At 46.0% G+C, this 16,021-nt stretch carries 19 protein-coding genes; 2 read left to right on the top strand and 17 right to left on the bottom strand.

What is annotated here, in order from left to right; translation table 11 throughout:
• Positions 1-19: 19 nt before the first annotated feature.
• The 12 genes from CLMAG_RS12780 to CLMAG_RS12725 all read right to left on the bottom strand — a co-directional run bounded on the left by CLMAG_RS12780 (position 20) and on the right by CLMAG_RS12725 (position 11,681).
• Positions 20-718, bottom strand: a complete 699-nt coding sequence (locus CLMAG_RS12780) for a head maturation protease, ClpP-related (protein ID WP_066622634.1) — start codon at positions 716-718, stop codon at positions 20-22.
• Positions 715-1,971 (bottom strand): phage portal protein, encoded by a 1,257-nt coding sequence (locus CLMAG_RS12775; protein WP_066622631.1) that lies wholly within the window; start codon positions 1,969-1,971, stop codon positions 715-717. Before CLMAG_RS12775 ends, CLMAG_RS12780 begins: the two co-directional genes overlap by 4 nt.
• Positions 1,972-1,989: 18 nt before the next feature.
• Entirely contained in the window at positions 1,990-3,591 is a 1,602-nt protein-coding gene (locus tag CLMAG_RS12770) for a terminase large subunit (protein ID WP_066623109.1), read from the bottom strand.
• 118 nt (positions 3,592-3,709) lie between these two features.
• Positions 3,710-3,886 (bottom strand): DUF5049 domain-containing protein, encoded by a 177-nt coding sequence (locus CLMAG_RS12765; RefSeq protein WP_066622629.1) that lies wholly within the window; start codon positions 3,884-3,886, stop codon positions 3,710-3,712.
• Positions 3,879-4,328: a gamma-glutamylcyclotransferase family protein gene (locus CLMAG_RS12760; RefSeq protein ID WP_066622626.1), complete on the bottom strand. Its 450-nt coding sequence runs from the start codon at positions 4,326-4,328 to the stop codon at positions 3,879-3,881. Before CLMAG_RS12760 ends, CLMAG_RS12765 begins: the two co-directional genes overlap by 8 nt.
• Before the next feature lie 36 nt (positions 4,329-4,364).
• Positions 4,365-5,264: an amidoligase family protein gene (locus tag CLMAG_RS12755; RefSeq protein ID WP_066622624.1), complete on the bottom strand. Its 900-nt coding sequence runs from the start codon at positions 5,262-5,264 to the stop codon at positions 4,365-4,367.
• A gap of 147 nt (positions 5,265-5,411) precedes the next feature.
• Positions 5,412-5,639, bottom strand: a complete 228-nt coding sequence (locus tag CLMAG_RS12750; protein WP_066622623.1) for a DUF4314 domain-containing protein — start codon at positions 5,637-5,639, stop codon at positions 5,412-5,414.
• Positions 5,636-6,388, bottom strand: coding sequence for a virulence protein (locus tag CLMAG_RS12745; RefSeq protein WP_066622621.1), 753 nt, complete (start codon positions 6,386-6,388; stop codon positions 5,636-5,638). Before CLMAG_RS12745 ends, CLMAG_RS12750 begins: the two co-directional genes overlap by 4 nt.
• Positions 6,389-6,488: 100 nt before the next feature.
• Positions 6,489-8,738 (bottom strand): DNA cytosine methyltransferase, encoded by a 2,250-nt coding sequence (locus CLMAG_RS12740; RefSeq protein ID WP_066622619.1) that lies wholly within the window; start codon positions 8,736-8,738, stop codon positions 6,489-6,491.
• Positions 8,731-9,972 (bottom strand): site-specific DNA-methyltransferase, encoded by a 1,242-nt coding sequence (locus tag CLMAG_RS12735; RefSeq protein ID WP_066622617.1) that lies wholly within the window; start codon positions 9,970-9,972, stop codon positions 8,731-8,733. The genes CLMAG_RS12740 and CLMAG_RS12735 overlap by 8 nt, the downstream gene beginning before the upstream one ends.
• Complete coding sequence (gene metK, locus CLMAG_RS12730) at positions 9,953-11,125, bottom strand: methionine adenosyltransferase (protein WP_066622615.1); 1,173 nt, start codon at positions 11,123-11,125, stop codon at positions 9,953-9,955. Before metK ends, CLMAG_RS12735 begins: the two co-directional genes overlap by 20 nt.
• Positions 11,126-11,129: 4 nt before the next feature.
• On the bottom strand, positions 11,130-11,681 hold the full coding sequence (locus tag CLMAG_RS12725; protein ID WP_066622613.1) for a P27 family phage terminase small subunit: 552 nt from the start codon (positions 11,679-11,681) through the stop codon (positions 11,130-11,132).
• A 259-nt stretch (positions 11,682-11,940) separates the two neighbouring features.
• Here CLMAG_RS12725 and CLMAG_RS12720 point away from each other — a divergent pair, with 259 nt between their 5' ends.
• A complete protein-coding gene (locus tag CLMAG_RS12720; RefSeq protein WP_066622611.1) occupies positions 11,941-12,732 on the top strand; it encodes a helix-turn-helix domain-containing protein in 792 nt (263 codons plus the stop codon).
• 24 nt (positions 12,733-12,756) lie between these two features.
• Positions 12,757-12,942, top strand: coding sequence for a hypothetical protein (locus CLMAG_RS12715; protein WP_066622609.1), 186 nt, complete (start codon positions 12,757-12,759; stop codon positions 12,940-12,942).
• Between the two features lie 135 nt (positions 12,943-13,077).
• Here CLMAG_RS12715 and CLMAG_RS12710 read toward each other — a convergent pair whose 3' ends face one another.
• The 5 genes from CLMAG_RS12710 to CLMAG_RS12690 all read right to left on the bottom strand — a co-directional run bounded on the left by CLMAG_RS12710 (position 13,078) and on the right by CLMAG_RS12690 (position 15,830).
• A complete protein-coding gene (locus CLMAG_RS12710; RefSeq protein WP_066622608.1) occupies positions 13,078-13,434 on the bottom strand; it encodes an HNH endonuclease in 357 nt (118 codons plus the stop codon).
• Between the two features lie 144 nt (positions 13,435-13,578).
• On the bottom strand, positions 13,579-13,989 hold the full coding sequence (locus tag CLMAG_RS12705) for a DUF1492 domain-containing protein (RefSeq protein ID WP_066622607.1): 411 nt from the start codon (positions 13,987-13,989) through the stop codon (positions 13,579-13,581).
• A complete protein-coding gene (locus CLMAG_RS12700; protein ID WP_175562203.1) occupies positions 13,986-14,210 on the bottom strand; it encodes a hypothetical protein in 225 nt (74 codons plus the stop codon). Before CLMAG_RS12700 ends, CLMAG_RS12705 begins: the two co-directional genes overlap by 4 nt.
• The gene (locus CLMAG_RS12695; protein ID WP_066622605.1) at positions 14,207-15,568 is read right to left on the bottom strand and encodes a DEAD/DEAH box helicase; all 1,362 of its coding nucleotides are present in this window, start codon (positions 15,566-15,568) and stop codon (positions 14,207-14,209) included. Before CLMAG_RS12695 ends, CLMAG_RS12700 begins: the two co-directional genes overlap by 4 nt.
• The gene (locus tag CLMAG_RS12690) at positions 15,549-15,830 is read right to left on the bottom strand and encodes a VRR-NUC domain-containing protein (protein WP_066622603.1); all 282 of its coding nucleotides are present in this window, start codon (positions 15,828-15,830) and stop codon (positions 15,549-15,551) included. The genes CLMAG_RS12695 and CLMAG_RS12690 overlap by 20 nt, the downstream gene beginning before the upstream one ends.
• Positions 15,831-16,021: the final 191 nt, after the last annotated feature.

The following is a 16,021-nucleotide window of genomic DNA, read 5'->3' as shown; positions in this document are numbered from 1 at the left end:
TGTTTTTCCTCCTAATAATTTAGTGTTGAATGATAGATATCCGCTTATCAAGTTGCTCGATGGGTGTGCCCGTTTTTACAGGCAGATTCTTTGGGCATACCTTGTTTAACAGTGAATTTGTTACGGCCCGGCGGCTGAAAGCATAAGTGACACTATCTTTTTGCACACGCTTTTTCTCATCTTCCAAAATACCGTCCACAAAGCCGAGTTCGATTGCCTTGTTGGCATTCAGCCATGTTTCAGCATCCATAAGGTGGGATAGCTTCGCTCTCGACTGCCCGGTCTTGATTTCGTAAGCGTTGATGATGCTTTCCTTGACCTCCGAGAGCATGGAGATGGCCTTCCGCATTTCCTCGCTGTCACCGATTGCCACGGTCAGCGGATTATGCACCATCATCAAAGCAGTTGGAGCCATGAGCACAGTCGTTCCCGCCATTGCAATCACACTTGCGGCAGATGCTGCGATGCCATCAATCTTGACGGTTATTTTGCCTTTGTAGTCCATCAGCATCGCATAAATCTGACTTGCCGCAATACAGTCGCCGCCAGGAGAGTTGAGCCAAATAACAATGTCACCCTCGCCTGCGGTCAAATCAACTTTGAACGCCTGTGGGGTGACATCATCGTCAAACCAACTTTCTTCAGCAATTACGCCATCAAGGTAGAGTGTTCGGGTGTCGGATTCTTCGTCCTTTACCCAGTTCCAAAATTTCTTCATTCGGTTTCCTCCAATCTTGTAGTATTTGCGAACGCACCTGCGTCCTGTAATTTGGTCATCGCACCGTTGATAAGATAGAGATCTCCGCCAAGCTCCGCAGGGATACGGTCGAGATTTTCAAGCTCACGGATATCGTTGGCGCTCATCCAGCCGTTCTGTCGTGCGGTTGCATAACCGCTCATGCGGGATACATAGTCGCCACGAAGCAAACCGTCCACATTAAACTTAATAAATACGGTCGGCTTTTCGCTTCCCATAAGCAATGCACGGCACATAGCCTGCTCCCAGCGCACTACCCATGGGTCAAGGGTGTATTTCACAAATTCCAGCGACTGCTGCTCGATGTTGCTGAACGAGGATTTCTCCAAGTCGGCGAGCATATGCGGCGGCACCCTGAAAATGCGGGCGATTTCGTTAATCTGAAACTTCCGTGTTTCGAGAAACTGTGCCTGTTCGGGTGAAATGCCGATGGCTTGGTACTTCATGCCTTCTTCAAGCACAGCCACACGATGCGCGTTTTGCGAGCCTTGGTAGGCGGCATTCCAGCTCTCCTTGACCTTTTGCGGATCTTTTATTGTGCCAGGATGTTCAAGCACACCGCCTGGTGCAGCGCCATTGGCGAAGAATTTCGCTCCGTATTCCTCGGTGGCAATTGCCAATCCCACGGCATTCTTTGCCATTGCAATGGGGGAATAACCGACCAGACCGTCAAAACCTAAACCTGGAATATGCAGCACATCCGAGGGTGCAAGGTAGACCTGACTGTCTTTTCCGAGCATGGGCGCATCATCGGTGCTTCTCTGATACAAATAGAAAATCCGGCCGTTTGAATCACGATCGACCGTCATTTTGTTCGGCATCAGAGGGTAAAGGGCGATAACCTCACCGCGAGCATTCCGAATAATCTGTGCATATGCGTTGCCCCATAATAAAAGATGACTCATCAGCGTTTCTCTAAACGCAAATGAAGTCATCTCAGGGTTTGGCTCATCATGGAGCAGCTTATATAACGGGTGGGTGATATCTTTCTCTTTGCCTCCGCTATCATTATAGCGGTATACATGGAGCGGAAGCCCCGCCACCGTTTCAGATAATATCCTCACGCAAGAGTACACCGCCGTCATTTGCATGGCGGTTTGCTCGTTGACTGGTTTTCCGGCACTTGTACCGCCGAAAAGAAAACTGTAACGACTGCCACCTAAGCTGTCCTTAGGCTTGTCGCGCGCCTTGAATATACCTTGTAGGATTCCCATAGACATCACTCTCCTTATTTAAAATACGAGAAGTCCACGATTGTCGTATACGCTCTCGCCGTTGTCATTTCCACACCGTATTGCGCGGTCAAGTGCCATAATCGTTGCCACTGCACCGTCGATTTTCTCAGTGGACTTTTCCTTATCTGCTTTTATATTTCCGGCAGGATCTGTACGAACAAAAATATTATCCATCATCCATCGAAGTACCGGATGCCCACCGTGGGCAATTTTCTGCTCCAGGGTCAGTTTCATCAGTTCTTTGGTGGGTGGACTCATATCCTTGAAGCCCTGTCCGAACGGCACGACCGTAAATCCCATGCCTTCAAGGTTCTGTGTCATTTGCACAGCGCCCCAGCGGTCAAAGGCGATTTCTCGGATATTGTATTTCGTACTGAGTTCCTCTATAAAACTCTCAATGAAACCGTAATGCACCACGTTACCTTCGGTAGTTTTCAGAAAGTCCTGCTTTTTCCAAACATCATAATTCACATGGTCGCGTCGGACTCGGAGGTCGATGTTGTCCTCCGGTATCCAGAAGAAGGGCATTACGTTGTATTTATCTTCTTCATCCAGTGGGGGGAACACAAGCACGAATGCCGTAATATCTGTGGAGGACGAGAGGTCAAGTCCGCCGTAGCAGACGCGCCCTTCAAGCGCGGTAGGGTCAACCGCGAATGCACATTTATCCCATTTGTCCATTGGCATCCAGCGCACTGCCTGTTTGACCCATTGGTTCAAGCGAAGCTGACGAAAACTGTTCTCCTCGGCAGGATTCTGCTTTGCACTCTCACAGGCTGCTCTGACTTTATCGATTCCGACCGTGATACCAAGGGAAGGGTTCGCTTTCTTCCACACCTTCGGATCAGTCCAATCCTCCTCGGGAGCGGCACCGTATATCACTGGGTAGAAGGTCGGGTCATGCTTTCTGCCGTTTATGATATCTAGCGCCTTCTGATGTACCTCCCAGCAGATACTGTTCTGGTTGTCTCCGGCGGTGGTTATAAGGAAATACAGCGGTTGCATTCGTGCGTCACCACTGCCTTTGGTCATAACGTCGTAGAGTTTTCGGTTCGGCTGAGTGTGTAGTTCATCGAACACCACACCGTGGGTATTGAATCCGTGCTTGTTGCCGACATCAGCGGAAAGCACCTGATAAATACTGCCTGTCGGCTGATAGATGAGCCGCTTCATTGAATCAAGGATTTTTACCCGTTTTGACAGCGCCGGACACATCCGCACCATATCCGCTGCCACGTTAAAAACGATGGATGCTTGGTTGCGGTCAGCGGCACAGCCATAGACCTCGGCGCGCTCCTCGTTATCTCCGCATGTGAGCAACAGGGCAACAGCTGCCGCAAGCTCACTTTTTCCCATCTTTTTTGGTATTTCCACATACGCTGTGTTGAACTGACGGTAACCGTTCGGCTTCAGAGTTCCGAATACATCGCGGATAATCCGCTCTTGCCAGTCAATCAGATCAAAGGGCTTTCCCGCCCATGTACCTTTGGTATGTGAGAGGGCTTCGACAAAAGCTACGGCATAATCGGCGGCGGCTTTGTCATAAACTGAATCCGCAGCTTTGAACTGTGTCGGAGTGTATTTCTTGAGTTTTCGGATATCCACCGCCTCCTTCCGAGCATAAAAATAGACCCGCAATAAGCAAGCCTTCAAATCTATTTGTACGAGAAACAGAGCCGTTTTTGGCACTGTTCTCTAGTTGGTGTTTAGTTATTTATTACTCTTCACCAGTCAGAATGAAACGGGCATAGGCACCAGTGTTCTCAGTAAGGAATGTAAGTAACTCGGCGTACCCCTCACGCAAAGCTATTTCCTGCACCTTTGGCACATCAAACATATTTGTTTCACCTGTGGCGCGAATGAAAAGTATCTGTTCCTTAATTTTTTTATCCATTTCCGTCCTCCTTAGAATCCTCGACAGCCTGTTTCAGAATTCCGATGTCGAAGTCCGCGCTTTTATAGCCATCCAAGATAACGCTGTAATAATAACAGCTTGGAGCACCGAGCGGTCGACCTTCGTTCATGATGTACACCATAGTTTCCACGTTCTTTTTGCCGAGTTTGACTTTGACCATTTCCTTTCGGTAGAGGAATGGAAAACCCTCGTAACGGTCAAGTGCCACTTCGTCAGCCGGGGTAATCTCCCATAGCAGACACGGCACTGTCTTGCCCTTAAAAGGTTCTATGGTCGCCACAGAGCCGCCGTGTCCACCTCGAAACAATAACTGGTAGTCCTTCAAAAGCGCCGGCCCGACAGGCTTCGCTGTGGGGCAGCGGTGCACCATTTGCTCAAGGTTGAGATTTGAGCCGTAGGCAAGGTATAACGTCTTATTCATTGATTTGTATCCTCCTTGTTTTTACGGGGCAATTGTTCAGGCGGCCCGAAATCGCCAAGCTGCTGACCCGCCAAGATTTGCGGTCAAATGCTCTCTGCAGTTTGCGAACTCCTCGCCGATGAAACCGATGCGGTTGAGGTAGGTTCTCATAGCAAATTTCTCATTCTCGATCTGCGGTTTCTTTGCCGATGCACATTTCTGTGTGAGGGCCTGGTGGTTAAGGGCAAGGGCAAGAACAATGTAGCTTCTTATCTTGCCTGCATGAAGCTCGCTGTTGAAGCCCCGAAGCTCTACCGTTTGGTTACCTGTGAAAAAACTGTGTAGGTTGAGAAAATGGTATCGGCTTGAATGGTAATGGCGGCTGGTGCTTTCGCTGTAGCCTTCATACCAAAGGTTCTCAATAGCTTCCATCGTTTTCGGTTTGCGACGGTTTATTTTCTCTACCAGAAGACTATCCATCTTTTTGCAGTAACTCATCCGCTCCGGCGCAATTTGCAAAGCCTTATAAAAAAGGTCATTTTTACTTGCGATGATGTTGATGTAGTTTCGGATACTTCTCGGTGTGTGGTCTGCCCCGTCCAGATGAATGTGAATCCCGCAAGAGGCATTGGTGAAGGCTTGCGCTTTGCGCAACCGTCTAACCAGTTCCTGCAGGTCTTTGATGTCTTCCTGGTAGGTCAGTATCGGACTGACCAGTTCCACGCTGTATTCACGGGTGGCTGAAACCACTCTGCCATATTCCTTGCGGCGACAGTCAATCGAAGCATCACTCATCAGCTTCCAAGTTCGTCCGTCGGGTGCGCTAATCTTATAGGTGTCGTAGTAATCGTGGGTACTTTCAACTGTTCCGTTTAGAAAAGCTGCGGTAACCTCTGCCGCTTTTGCTCTGGTGATTCCTGTAAATTCAATCTCAATTCCAAACCTCTTTGTAAACATTGTTTTTCTCTCCTTTGAAGGTGTGTTTTCCCTTTCGGTAGTCACATATTACCGTCATAAGAGAGGTATATCCAGACAATTTCGAGATATAAATTGATGTAATTTACACAAGTTTTCTATACTTTATTAAGTCATAATATGTTTATATTACTCCTCGATTTTCTTGCAAGAATCCTCGCCGTATGCCACACCAAGGGAGCTGCCGGAATCCCAACTCACATGGATGGTTCCCATGTCATCAACACCAGTGACCGTACCTTTTGCACCAGGCTGAAGTTTAGTATAAGGGTCATTCATCATCACAAGCACAACTCTCGTTCCTGGAGTGTAATAGTTTTTAAGTGACTTTAATATTTCGGGATGAATAATATTCATTGCTCATTCACCTCCTCATGCTTGGCAGTTCCACTTTTGAAAGCAGAACTTCCTGTCAGTTTGGAGAGGAGAATCTTTCGCTCAGTTTTATGTTCCGAGCCGATAAAACCGAGTCGGAGAAGGAAACAGCGAAAAGCATACTTCTCGTTGTCCACGGGTTTTTCGGTGGAATTGACCCTTGTCTGTTTTTTCGCTATTTCGCAGAGTGCCGTGATAAAGTGGGTGTAAGCCTTGACTTCATCCGAAGAACACTCACCTTGAAACCAAGGGAAGGTAACAATTTCTTCATTTTCAATGATGGGAATGGAATCCGTACCCAGCGCTTTCTTTATGAGGGACGCTTTGCTTTCCACCAATCCCTTGAGGTTCTCAAGTGCCGTGTTGGTAAAAGCTGACCTCGGCATTTGTATAATCAGTCGGGAGGATTCGGCTGTCTCATATATCTCGGTTTCATCGTATGCGGTAGGCTCCTCATAATCGTGAAAACCATCCGGAATAGGCTCTGCTTCCAGGAGCGGTGTGTCGTATTTTTCCGTGACCGCCTTGAAGTCGTGCAATCCCTGCAGGTCAGCAACCAGACCGTAATTATCCTCGCCATCAAGCATCCCGTTTTTATCGATGTGGTAGCCAGCCACCTCGTAAGCGAAGGTAGGTGCGCCAAGGTATTTTATCGTAGCATTCAGTTCCTGGCTGATTGCACTAACCAGTGATTTTCTTTTTGGACCTGTAACATTATAGATAATCTGCATTTTTCATACCGCCTTTCGTTTTTCGGTACTACATATATCACTCTAAACGCTGTAAATATCAAGTCATTTAGAGCATCTTTCTGTAGAAAATACTGTCCGATTAATCAGCGGTATTTTGTGTTGATAAATTAATGCCAGTCAGTACGAAACAGACGCACGGTAGTGCCACACCGTTGCCCCACATCTTATATTCGGCTGCATCGGAATGTGGATTTTGCAACCACTTGATAATCTGCTTTTGGCTTTTGGGTTTTTTACTCACACCCATGATTTTGCGGTGGGTTTCCCAAACCTCAGTCCAGAACGCAATCTCATCTTCGGTGAGGTTTTCCGTACCTAGTTCGGCGCACCACCAATCAGGGAAGCCTTGAAGCCGGGCGCATTCCGTTGGTGTGAGTCTACGGACGATATAATCCGGCTCAACCAGACCGTTTTGAAAACCTGGATTTGTACCGTTGACAAGCGTATTTGAAGTGCCGTCCTGCCTAAAGCATTGACTTTCAGCTTTCATCTGCGGATAGAAAGAGGCCGGCTGCGCCACAACTCCAGGACCTTTTGCCGTGAGTGTGGGTTGCTGTTCTTCCTCAATACTTGGTTTATATAGAGCGTTCTGCCCTTGATTGAAAGCCGCTCGGTCAATGCCATAAGATGGGTGCGAAACTATTGGAGCATCCTTATAATCTCTTGATAAAAGCGTAGGTGATTTATCTTTTTCAACCTGTGCATAGCCTCCGGTAGTCATAGCATAGGCAACGGCATGACGGTCAATGGTATTCAGTGTAAATGAAACTTCTTCATCAATACCGCTTCCTTGGGGACCGTTTTTATCATCTCTTCCAATCATCGAGCCTTGCAGGGCAACCACTGCAATACCGCCTTGATTGCATCCCGGATTTCCACCATTAGCATCAATGGTACGAGATGTATCCGCTTCATAGATACCGCTGTGTGGATTGCTTGACTGCATAGAGTTGCTCTTATCAGAACAGATGCCGTATGCAGTAGGTACAAAAACAGTCTGATCATTATTGCAACCAAGGGTCGCAGACTTATCATCCTGTATCAATGCACCCTTACCGCCACCATCACAGCCAGAGCGGATCTTCAGTGTTTTAGGAGTTGGCTCAAATACACACTGCGTTCCTTTATAATCTGTACCTGTCAGTGTATTTGCTACATCTTTACCTATCGTCAGAGCATACTGACGCTCGTTCATAACAAGGGGTACATTGCCTCCGCCTGTTCCCATACGAGAGGTCAGCGTCTGTACTTTATTATCCTCGGCGAGTTTTACACGGCTGTCTGTGGGATGATTCTCTATCGCAACAGCTATTTGATTATCTCCCATGTTTGCACGAAGCGATCCGCTAAGGTTCTCATCTGTATGTCCGCCAATGCGTGAAACCGCACCAGGTTCAAAGGACATGACTGCACCCGGAACAACACCTGCTCGAAGTGTCGGGGAGCGTTCATCCTCATAACCGACACTTCTGCTCTTGGCACTGTGTTCGGTGCAAAAACCACTTGATTGCATTACACAAGGCTGATGTCCATGTTCCTCTGCTCGAAGCGTTGCGGAAACATCCTCCGATACAGACATCACTCTTCCGCCTTGGTCATTTAGGCAAGTTATGCCACTGCCTGTTTTTCTAGAGCTGTTTTCAGCATTTCCGGCAGTTCTTTGCCACGGGCTGCCGCTCGGCGTAAAATCCCTTGACATGCCTTCGCGCTCAAATAGTATTTCTCCGGCACATCCGCCTGCAAAATCTGCGACAAGGTAGATTCTGCGGCGGCGTTGGGGCACTCCGAAATATTGCGCGTCGATAGTTCTATAAGCCACGCTCCATCCGTTTCCCATGTAGACGTCAGCGTATGGCCACCGTCCGTTATCAGGCACAGGCATCTCAGCGGTCGGTTCGAGGATCCCGATGACCGCTTCGAGGACGGCCTTGAAGTCGGCTCCTTTGTTTGATGAGAACGCTCCGGGGACATTTTCCCAGATTGCATACCTTGGATATCGTCCATTGGTTTTACACCTCATTTCCTTTATGATTCGTATCGCTTCATAAAAAAGGACGGATTGCTCTCCGTCCAAACCGGCTCTTTTGCCCGCTACACTCATATCGGTGCATGGCGAGCCGAAAGATATAATATCAACCGGCGGTAATTTCGCTCCGTTCAGCGTGGAAATGTCGCCGTAATGCTTCATCTGCGGGATTCTCTTTGTAGTGACCCGGATGGGAAACGGCTCAATCTCCGAAGCCCACAGCGGTTCAATCCCACAGAGCATACCACCCAGAGGAAAACCACCGCTACCGTCAAATAGTGAGCCGAGTGTCAATTTAATCATCTGCATTCACCTCTGGCAAATCACAGTATCTGTGTTCCATGCCATCCCTTAAAAGAAGTACTCCATCAGAGTTTCCGACTTGCTCAATATACCTCTTCACAATGACGTCGCAATATTTCTCGTCAAGCTCAATGGTGTAGCAGATACGCTCCGTTTGCTCACAGGCAATGAGTGTACTTCCAGAGCCACCGAAAGGATCGAGCACGATACAGTTGGTAAGGCTTGAGTTCATAATGGGGTATGCCACAAGTGCTACTGGCTTCATAGTTGGATGGTCTCCGCTTTTCTTCGGTTTCTCAAACTCCCAGATGGTGGTTTGCTTGCGGTCTGAATACCACAGATGCTTTCCTTTCTTTTTCCAACCAAATAGTATCGGTTCATGCTGCCACTGATAAGGTGAGCGGCCAAGAACGAGAGACTGCTTCTTCCAAATACAAGTGCCGGAAAGATAAAACCCCGCACCCACAAAGGCTTTTCTGAAATTGAATCCTTCGGTGTCGGCATGGAATATATAAATAGAAGCGTCCTTCGCCATTGCTGCTTCGGTGTTCGTAAATGCCGCAAGCAGAAAATCGTAAAACGCTTCATTATCCATATTGTCATTTTTTATTTTGCCAGCCGTTCCCTCGTAGTTGACGTTGTACGGGGGATCCGTTACTACAAGATTAGCGGCTTTCCCGTTCATTAAGACATCAAAGGTGTCTTTCTTTGTGCTGTCTCCGCAGACCAGTCGATGTTGTCCTAGAATCCAAACATCCCCTAAACGAGAAACAGCGGGCTTTTTCAGCTCGCTGTCTACATCGAAATCATCTTCTTTTATCTTATCTTTAAGCGAATCTTTGAAAAGATCGTCTAGCTCTCCGGGATCAAAACCTGTCAGAGATACATCGAAGTCTGAAGCATTCAAATCCGTGATGAGAAGTGCTAGTTTTTCCTTATCCCAATCACCGCCTATTTTATTCAGTGCGATATTAAGCGCTTTTTCCTTTTCCTCATCCATTTCAACAACCACGCATTCTATCTCATCCATGCCCATGCTCAGCAGGATTTTCAAACGCTGGTGGCCACCGATGACTCTGCCAGTGGTCTTATTCCAAATAACGGGTTCTACATATCCAAACTCCTCAAGAGAGCGCTTTAGTTTTTCGTACTCGGGGTCGCCTGGTTTTAAATCCTTCCTCGGATTATAATCAGCGGGAATAAGTAGTTTCGTTTTAATCTTCTCTATCAGCATACTTTTCCACCGCCTTTCTAAATTCACTAAATTTATTTACATCCTCCCAAGGGAACAGGCAGCTATTAAAGTGCCCATAAACCGCTGTATCAGAGTAGATGACATTTCGCAGTCGTAGCTTTTCAATGATTGCCGCAGGTCTAAGGTTGAAAACCTCCTGTGCTGCAATAGCCAATATTTCATCAGCAACAGTACTTGTGCCAAGTGTATTTATAGAAAAGGCTACCGGATTTGCCTTTCCAATGGCATATGAAATACTTACTTCACATTTTTTGGCATAACCACACCATACGATGTGCTTGGCAATATGCCGAGCCATGTAAGCACCGCTACGATCAACTTTTGTTGGGTCCTTACCACAAAGAGCTCCGCCACCATGGGATGCAAGGCCGCCATAGGTATCCACCATCAGTTTTCTACCAGTCAAGCCTGTATCAGCAGCCGGTCCTCCAAGGATAAATTTGCCGGAAGGATTGATGAGAATTTCTGTTTCATCATCAAAAGGGAAGTCTTCAAAGCACTGCCACAAGACATTATTTAGAATGTCCGTCCTAAGTTGCGCCTGGGTTTTCTCCTTATCATGCTGTACCGATACTACAATGGTCTTCACTCGCACCGGAGTATCATCTTTGTATTCCACAGTTACCTGTGCTTTTCCATCAGGAAGAATGCCTTTTATTAGTTTTCCTTTACGACAATCATCAAGTCTCTTTACGATTCTGTGGGAAAGTACAAGGGGTAAGGGGAGCATCTCTCGTGTTTCCTTTGTAGCATATCCATACGTGGTACCTTGATCACCGGCACCAACAGAACCATATTGCTCATTTACACCATTTCGAGTTTCAAGCGCACTGTCAACACCCGCGGCAATATCTGCACTCTGGTTGTGTACATATACATAAATCAAAAACTTCAGGGAATTGTATCCCACTTCTTTCAACACGTTTCTGACAATGTAACGAATATCAATTTTTTCGCTGCAGGTGATCTCGCCCGCCACGATAATTTTTCCTTTGGTCGCCATAACCTCGCAAGCCACGCGTGAAGCCTTATCTTTGCGCAGGCAGGCTTCCAAAATGCTATCTGCAATGATATCGCATAGTTTATCTGGATGTCCGGCACATACACTTTCTGCTGTTTTATAAGTAGTCATATTTTTATTTTCCTTTCCGAGCGGATAAAAGCCGCTCCATCACATCGTCCTGCGGGTTTGCACCACTGTATTCACCAGTGCAGTTTTCCTTGACGATCTGGAAAACCTCAATCCACAGGCGGTTAGTCTGATTCATATAGTTCTGACCCATTGCAACATATGGACTTTGAATGGCATTTCCCGTGGTGGGATGCTTTGCCAGAAATCCGTATTCAGTAACCGCTTCCTCGCACTGAATCCACCGTGCCACGCTCATGGCGTATCGTTCCAGAAGCTGGGGAGAAATGAGAGCAGCACATCCACGTTCGTTCAGCCACTGCCATGTGGACTTGTAAATTTCACTCGCAACAAGCGTCTTTCCGTCTTTCTGGACGGCTTCAAGCATCTTGTTCGGTTCGGGCATCGCCTGACCTTTGAGATCTGCGGTATCCGAAAACTCCATAACGGTCAACTTTCTGCCGCCGGGATTGCCCTCGGCTATTTTGTCGGTGAGTGGTTTCTTTTTTGCACCCGCACCGACACGAGCACCACCTCGGTTTGTACCGTCTTTGGCCATCAAAACACCTCCTCATAAAATTTTTATAAAAAATTTTTGTGAAGCATTGCTTCAAACAGATTTCTTACATAGGCAGAAACCTGTCACATTTTTCTATTCAGGCAATCTGTCTTTGTACTTAATGGACATCTCGTAAGCCTAAAAACACAGGAATCAATCGTTTTATTGAAGCTAAGCTTCAAATACTTCAAATCTGCAAAAACTTGACATATTACTTCAATTAGGATAATCTACAATCAGAACACAGGGGGTGAGCGTCATGGAACACAAACAGCAGCAGATAATAATGAAAAACATCGACAGGCTTCTCAAAAAGAGGAACATCAAACGTAGTTCTCTTGAGGACGAGGTCGAGGTCAGCCGCGGGTATCTATCCCGCTTGAAAAAAGCAAATCCGGATGACAACGGTCTTAACATGAGTTATGAACTACTTAAAAAAATCGCAGATGGACTAAAGGTATCCATGGATTACCTGATGCTTGATGGGATGGATAACACCACAGACGAAAATGCTCTCATCGAATTTATCGAATCCCTCTATACCATGTCGGTGGATGGCACGCAGTTCTGGAATGTCTTTACCCACAAGCAGATTGACAGTATTAATGATCCGGATGATTTTGATAAACTCGGACCAATTTCAAAAAGAGTATTTGAGACTGGCGAGTATGACCCAGAGAGCCGTTCGTATAAATATGCGTGGATTGGATGGTTATCATTGGGTAACGGTCGAAAAATTGGAGAAACCATTTATTCCAAGGAATACATCACGGATGATTTTTTCTATGCCAATATAGAAAAAATCAACAGCACTTTATATCTGTATAGGGTAGATTACACCGATACAGACGGACAGCACAAACTAACCGACATAATTGAGGCATACCTGGTCAATGCTGATGAAGCACATTTCCTTTGCAACTCTGTCGATTGGAATGAATACATATCCTCCAAGCTAAGAGATCTGTATCAAATCGCCAGGGACAATTCCTCCGTCACAAGGTTGGGCGAAGATGCCCGAAAACTTCTGAACCTGTTTAATAACGATTAAATTTAAAAGAAAGGATGTCGTAGCATGAACAACAACAAACTTACTTATAAGAACAGCCATATTATAATCAACCCTATGGATATAATGGCAAAAGTTAAAGCCTTTCAAATCAACCCTGAACATTCCTGCGTTAGTTTACAAATAGTCAATGGAATAGTTCTCTCCTTTAACTGGGCAAGTGGGAAATTTGATTTTTCACGTGTTTCTTAATATTCTACTTTCAGAAGCCTCTTGCCTATATGGTGAGGGGTTTTTCTATGTTGGGTCTATTACCTCGTTTGAAACTGCGTTTTTTAACACGAAGCCCTACGCCGCTGTCCGATAATTTTAGTTTTAGAGATTTGACTACCCCCACCGGTCGCCGCTCTCAGCAGTAATACGCGAGTGGCATGACTTACAAAGAGCCATAAGGTTGCTCTTCTCATTGCCTCCGCCCTTGGAGAGCGGGAGGATGTGGTGTATCTCTTCGGCAGGGGTGAGCGCTCCTTGCTTCTGACACTCTTCGCAAAGAGGATGCGACTTGATGTAGCGGTCGCGGATGCGCTTCCAAGCACGGCCGTATCGTTTATTGGAAGCGGGGTCACGTTCGTATTGGTTGTATTGTTTGTCCATTGCTTTTTGATGCTCGACACAGTATTGCTCGCGTTCAGCAAGCCGACCGCAGCCGGGGTAAGCACAGGGACGCTTGGGTTTGTAGGGCATCGATTCATCTCCTTTGGGGCATAAGAAAAGCCCTCGCAGGAGAAGTACTCCCATGAAGGCTTTTTGATAGTTTTCTATACTATCATTATACTGCTTTCACAGTGGACAAACAGTGACATACTGTGCCATCGTGTGCCAACTTTTTTATTGCGGTACTTTTAAGTGCTGTAGAGCTGACGAATGAAGTCTGTGTACAGTACGTATGGACACATTAAGGTTCACACAGATTTCTTCCCAGTTAAGGAAGTTGATGTAGCGATAACGGAGCAGTAGCTTTTCATCAACGTTCTGCATCTGATTAATTGCCTCACGAATGTCACTCTTCAGCTTTACCAAACGGTCAACCTCTTGTTGTATCTGTTTTTCCAGGTCTATAATCTTTCCCACATACCTTACAAAAGGCGGGTCAGTACTCTTTGTTCCACTGATTTTTTCCTCAAACACCGGAGATGAAATACTTCTTGATAACTCCCTTAAATTTTGCAGTTCCTCAAGGTCGGAATTTATCAGTTCATTCAGACGGTATGCCTGTCTCAAAAACTCCTTTGCCATCATCGTCGCACCACCTCCTCATTCAGTTTTTTGATTAACATTTCAGGATCAATGGCGGTCAGCATAGAGAATAACCCGGAACGAAAGAAACTCTCAACCTCTCGTTTCGTATACAAGGCTGAATCTGTATGTGGATGTTTCACCAACCTTTTCAGTGCAAACCGGTAATCTTTGACCGCCTGCAGAACAATGGCATTTGCCAGTTTTTCATAAGCATCCATCATACGTTATCCCTCGCTTTCCTTAAGTTTACCTTGACCGCATTGATAAGGTCGGACTGTGTCTTTTCCTTTCGTTTCAAAGCCCTCATGACATCCTCGTCAATTGTACTTTTTGCAATGATGTGGTGGATTACCACCGTTTCATTTTGACCTTGTCTCCAAAGTCTTGCATTCGTCTGCTGATATAGTTCCAGACTCCAAGTGAGTCCAAACCAAATCAGCGTAGAACCGCCACTTTGTAAGTTAAGACCGTGTCCTGCTGATGCCGGATGGATAACTGCCACAGGAATATCTCCGTTGTTCCAATCCTCGATATCCTTGGAAGTCTTAATTTCACGGACTTTTAATTTTGCCTTGATACGCACCAAATCGTGATTATACCAGTAGGCAATGAGGACAGGTTTGCCGTTTGCGCCTTCGATTAAATCCTCAAGGGCATCAAGCTTACGGTCATGAATGAAATGAGCCTTTTTCTCTTCATCATAGATAGCACCATTTGCCATCTGCAGGAGCTTGTTTGAAAGGACAGCTGCGTTCATGGCATCAATTTCCTCACCAGCAAGCTCAAGAACCATCTCCTCACGAAAACCTTCATACACCGACTGCTCTTTTTCACTCAAATACACAGGCACTTCATTTATCACGCATTCCGGCATTTTTAGAAAATCAACTGACTTCATGGAAATCGTAATATCCGAAATAAGCCTATATATTGCATTTTCTGCACCTGGCAGGGGTTTATATGAAAACACCATTTGCTGATTACGTTTATCTGGAGTAAAGAGGGAACTGCGGTAGTGAGTTATGTACCTGCCGAGTCTTACACCCATGTCGAGGATACGAAACTCTGCCCACAAATCCATCAAGCTGTTACTGGATGGTGTACCCGTAAGACCTATAATACGTTTTGCCAAGGGTCTGACTTTAAGTAAGCTTTTGAACCTCTTTGCACCATAGGACTTAAAGGATGAGAGTTCATCAATGACCACCATGTCGAAAATGAAAGGAACACCGCTTTTGTTTACCAACCAGTCCACATTTTCTCTGTTGATAAGATAAATGCTGGCGGGTTTCTTAAGTGCTGCTAAACGCTCCTGCTCCGTACCGATTGCCATCGAATAGTTAAGGCCTTTTAAATGTTCCCACTTATTTATCTCAGCAGGCCAAGTATCTCTTGCTACCCTTAGAGGGGCAATGACCAGAACCTTTCCAATTTCAAAGCTGTCAAGGCACAAGTCGAAGATGGCAGTTAGTGTAATCACGCTCTTGCCAAGACCCATCTCCAAAAATACTGCAGCTATGGGATGCTCTAAAATGAAGTTGGTCGCATAGGTCTGATATTTATGAGGACTGTATTTCATCGAGTATCCCTCCAATCTGTTCAGTGCTGTCAATTACATAGCAGGCAAAGCCTAACTTCTGTAACTGCTTTATTCTTCTAATCTGTATCGGGCGGGGTTTCTTACCGGGAGCCTTTAATTCGATAAATGCCATCTTCCCATTAGGTAAAAGCACCAAACGGTCCGGCATCCCATCTAAACCTGGACTTACGAACTTCACCGCAATGCCTCCCATCTTTTTTACCGTCGCCACTAGCTTCTTTTCGATATATTTCTCAAGCATAATTGCCTCCTATAGAAAGGCTCGGAACAGGAAAACAACTTTAACCCATTTTTCCTATACGCGCGTGTACGTGTGTATGCACAGGCTAAATTTCTTCTTTTTTATGATTTATAAATAAATAGATTACATCTTGTTCCACCTGTTCCGAACCGCTGATTTTAACTGGAATTACTGGCTTTTTTATAGGAACC

The sequence above is a fragment of the Clostridium magnum DSM 2767 genome, assembly GCF_001623875.1.
GTDB lineage: Bacteria > Bacillota > Clostridia > Clostridiales > Clostridiaceae > Clostridium_AM > Clostridium_AM magnum.
The sequence above is the reverse complement of the archived record's forward strand: the minus strand, read 5'-3'. Positions and strand labels throughout refer to the sequence as shown.

Coding starts and splice junctions, on each gene's coding strand:
- CLMAG_RS12765 (WP_066622629.1), bottom strand. CDS start 3,886: ATGGATAAAAAAATTAAGGAACAGATACTTTTCATTCGCGCCACAGGT.
- CLMAG_RS12760 (WP_066622626.1), bottom strand. CDS start 4,328: ATGAATAAGACGTTATACCTTGCCTACGGCTCAAATCTCAACCTTGAG.
- CLMAG_RS12720 (WP_066622611.1), top strand. CDS start 11,941: ATGGAACACAAACAGCAGCAGATAATAATGAAAAACATCGACAGGCTT.
- CLMAG_RS12740 (WP_066622619.1), bottom strand. CDS start 8,738: ATGATTAAATTGACACTCGGCTCACTATTTGACGGTAGCGGTGGTTTT.
- metK (WP_066622615.1), bottom strand. CDS start 11,125: ATGACTACTTATAAAACAGCAGAAAGTGTATGTGCCGGACATCCAGAT.
- CLMAG_RS12735 (WP_066622617.1), bottom strand. CDS start 9,972: ATGCTGATAGAGAAGATTAAAACGAAACTACTTATTCCCGCTGATTAT.
- CLMAG_RS12695 (WP_066622605.1), bottom strand. CDS start 15,568: ATGAAATACAGTCCTCATAAATATCAGACCTATGCGACCAACTTCATT.
- CLMAG_RS12715 (WP_066622609.1), top strand. CDS start 12,757: ATGAACAACAACAAACTTACTTATAAGAACAGCCATATTATAATCAAC.
- CLMAG_RS12755 (WP_066622624.1), bottom strand. CDS start 5,264: ATGTTTACAAAGAGGTTTGGAATTGAGATTGAATTTACAGGAATCACC.
- CLMAG_RS12780 (WP_066622634.1), bottom strand. CDS start 718: ATGAAGAAATTTTGGAACTGGGTAAAGGACGAAGAATCCGACACCCGA.
- CLMAG_RS12705 (WP_066622607.1), bottom strand. CDS start 13,989: ATGATGGCAAAGGAGTTTTTGAGACAGGCATACCGTCTGAATGAACTG.
- CLMAG_RS12700 (WP_175562203.1), bottom strand. CDS start 14,210: ATGATGGATGCTTATGAAAAACTGGCAAATGCCATTGTTCTGCAGGCG.
- CLMAG_RS12710 (WP_066622608.1), bottom strand. CDS start 13,434: ATGCCCTACAAACCCAAGCGTCCCTGTGCTTACCCCGGCTGCGGTCGG.
- CLMAG_RS12775 (WP_066622631.1), bottom strand. CDS start 1,971: ATGGGAATCCTACAAGGTATATTCAAGGCGCGCGACAAGCCTAAGGAC.
- CLMAG_RS12750 (WP_066622623.1), bottom strand. CDS start 5,639: ATGAATATTATTCATCCCGAAATATTAAAGTCACTTAAAAACTATTAC.
- CLMAG_RS12690 (WP_066622603.1), bottom strand. CDS start 15,830: ATGCTTGAGAAATATATCGAAAAGAAGCTAGTGGCGACGGTAAAAAAG.
- CLMAG_RS12725 (WP_066622613.1), bottom strand. CDS start 11,681: ATGGCCAAAGACGGTACAAACCGAGGTGGTGCTCGTGTCGGTGCGGGT.
- CLMAG_RS12745 (WP_066622621.1), bottom strand. CDS start 6,388: ATGCAGATTATCTATAATGTTACAGGTCCAAAAAGAAAATCACTGGTT.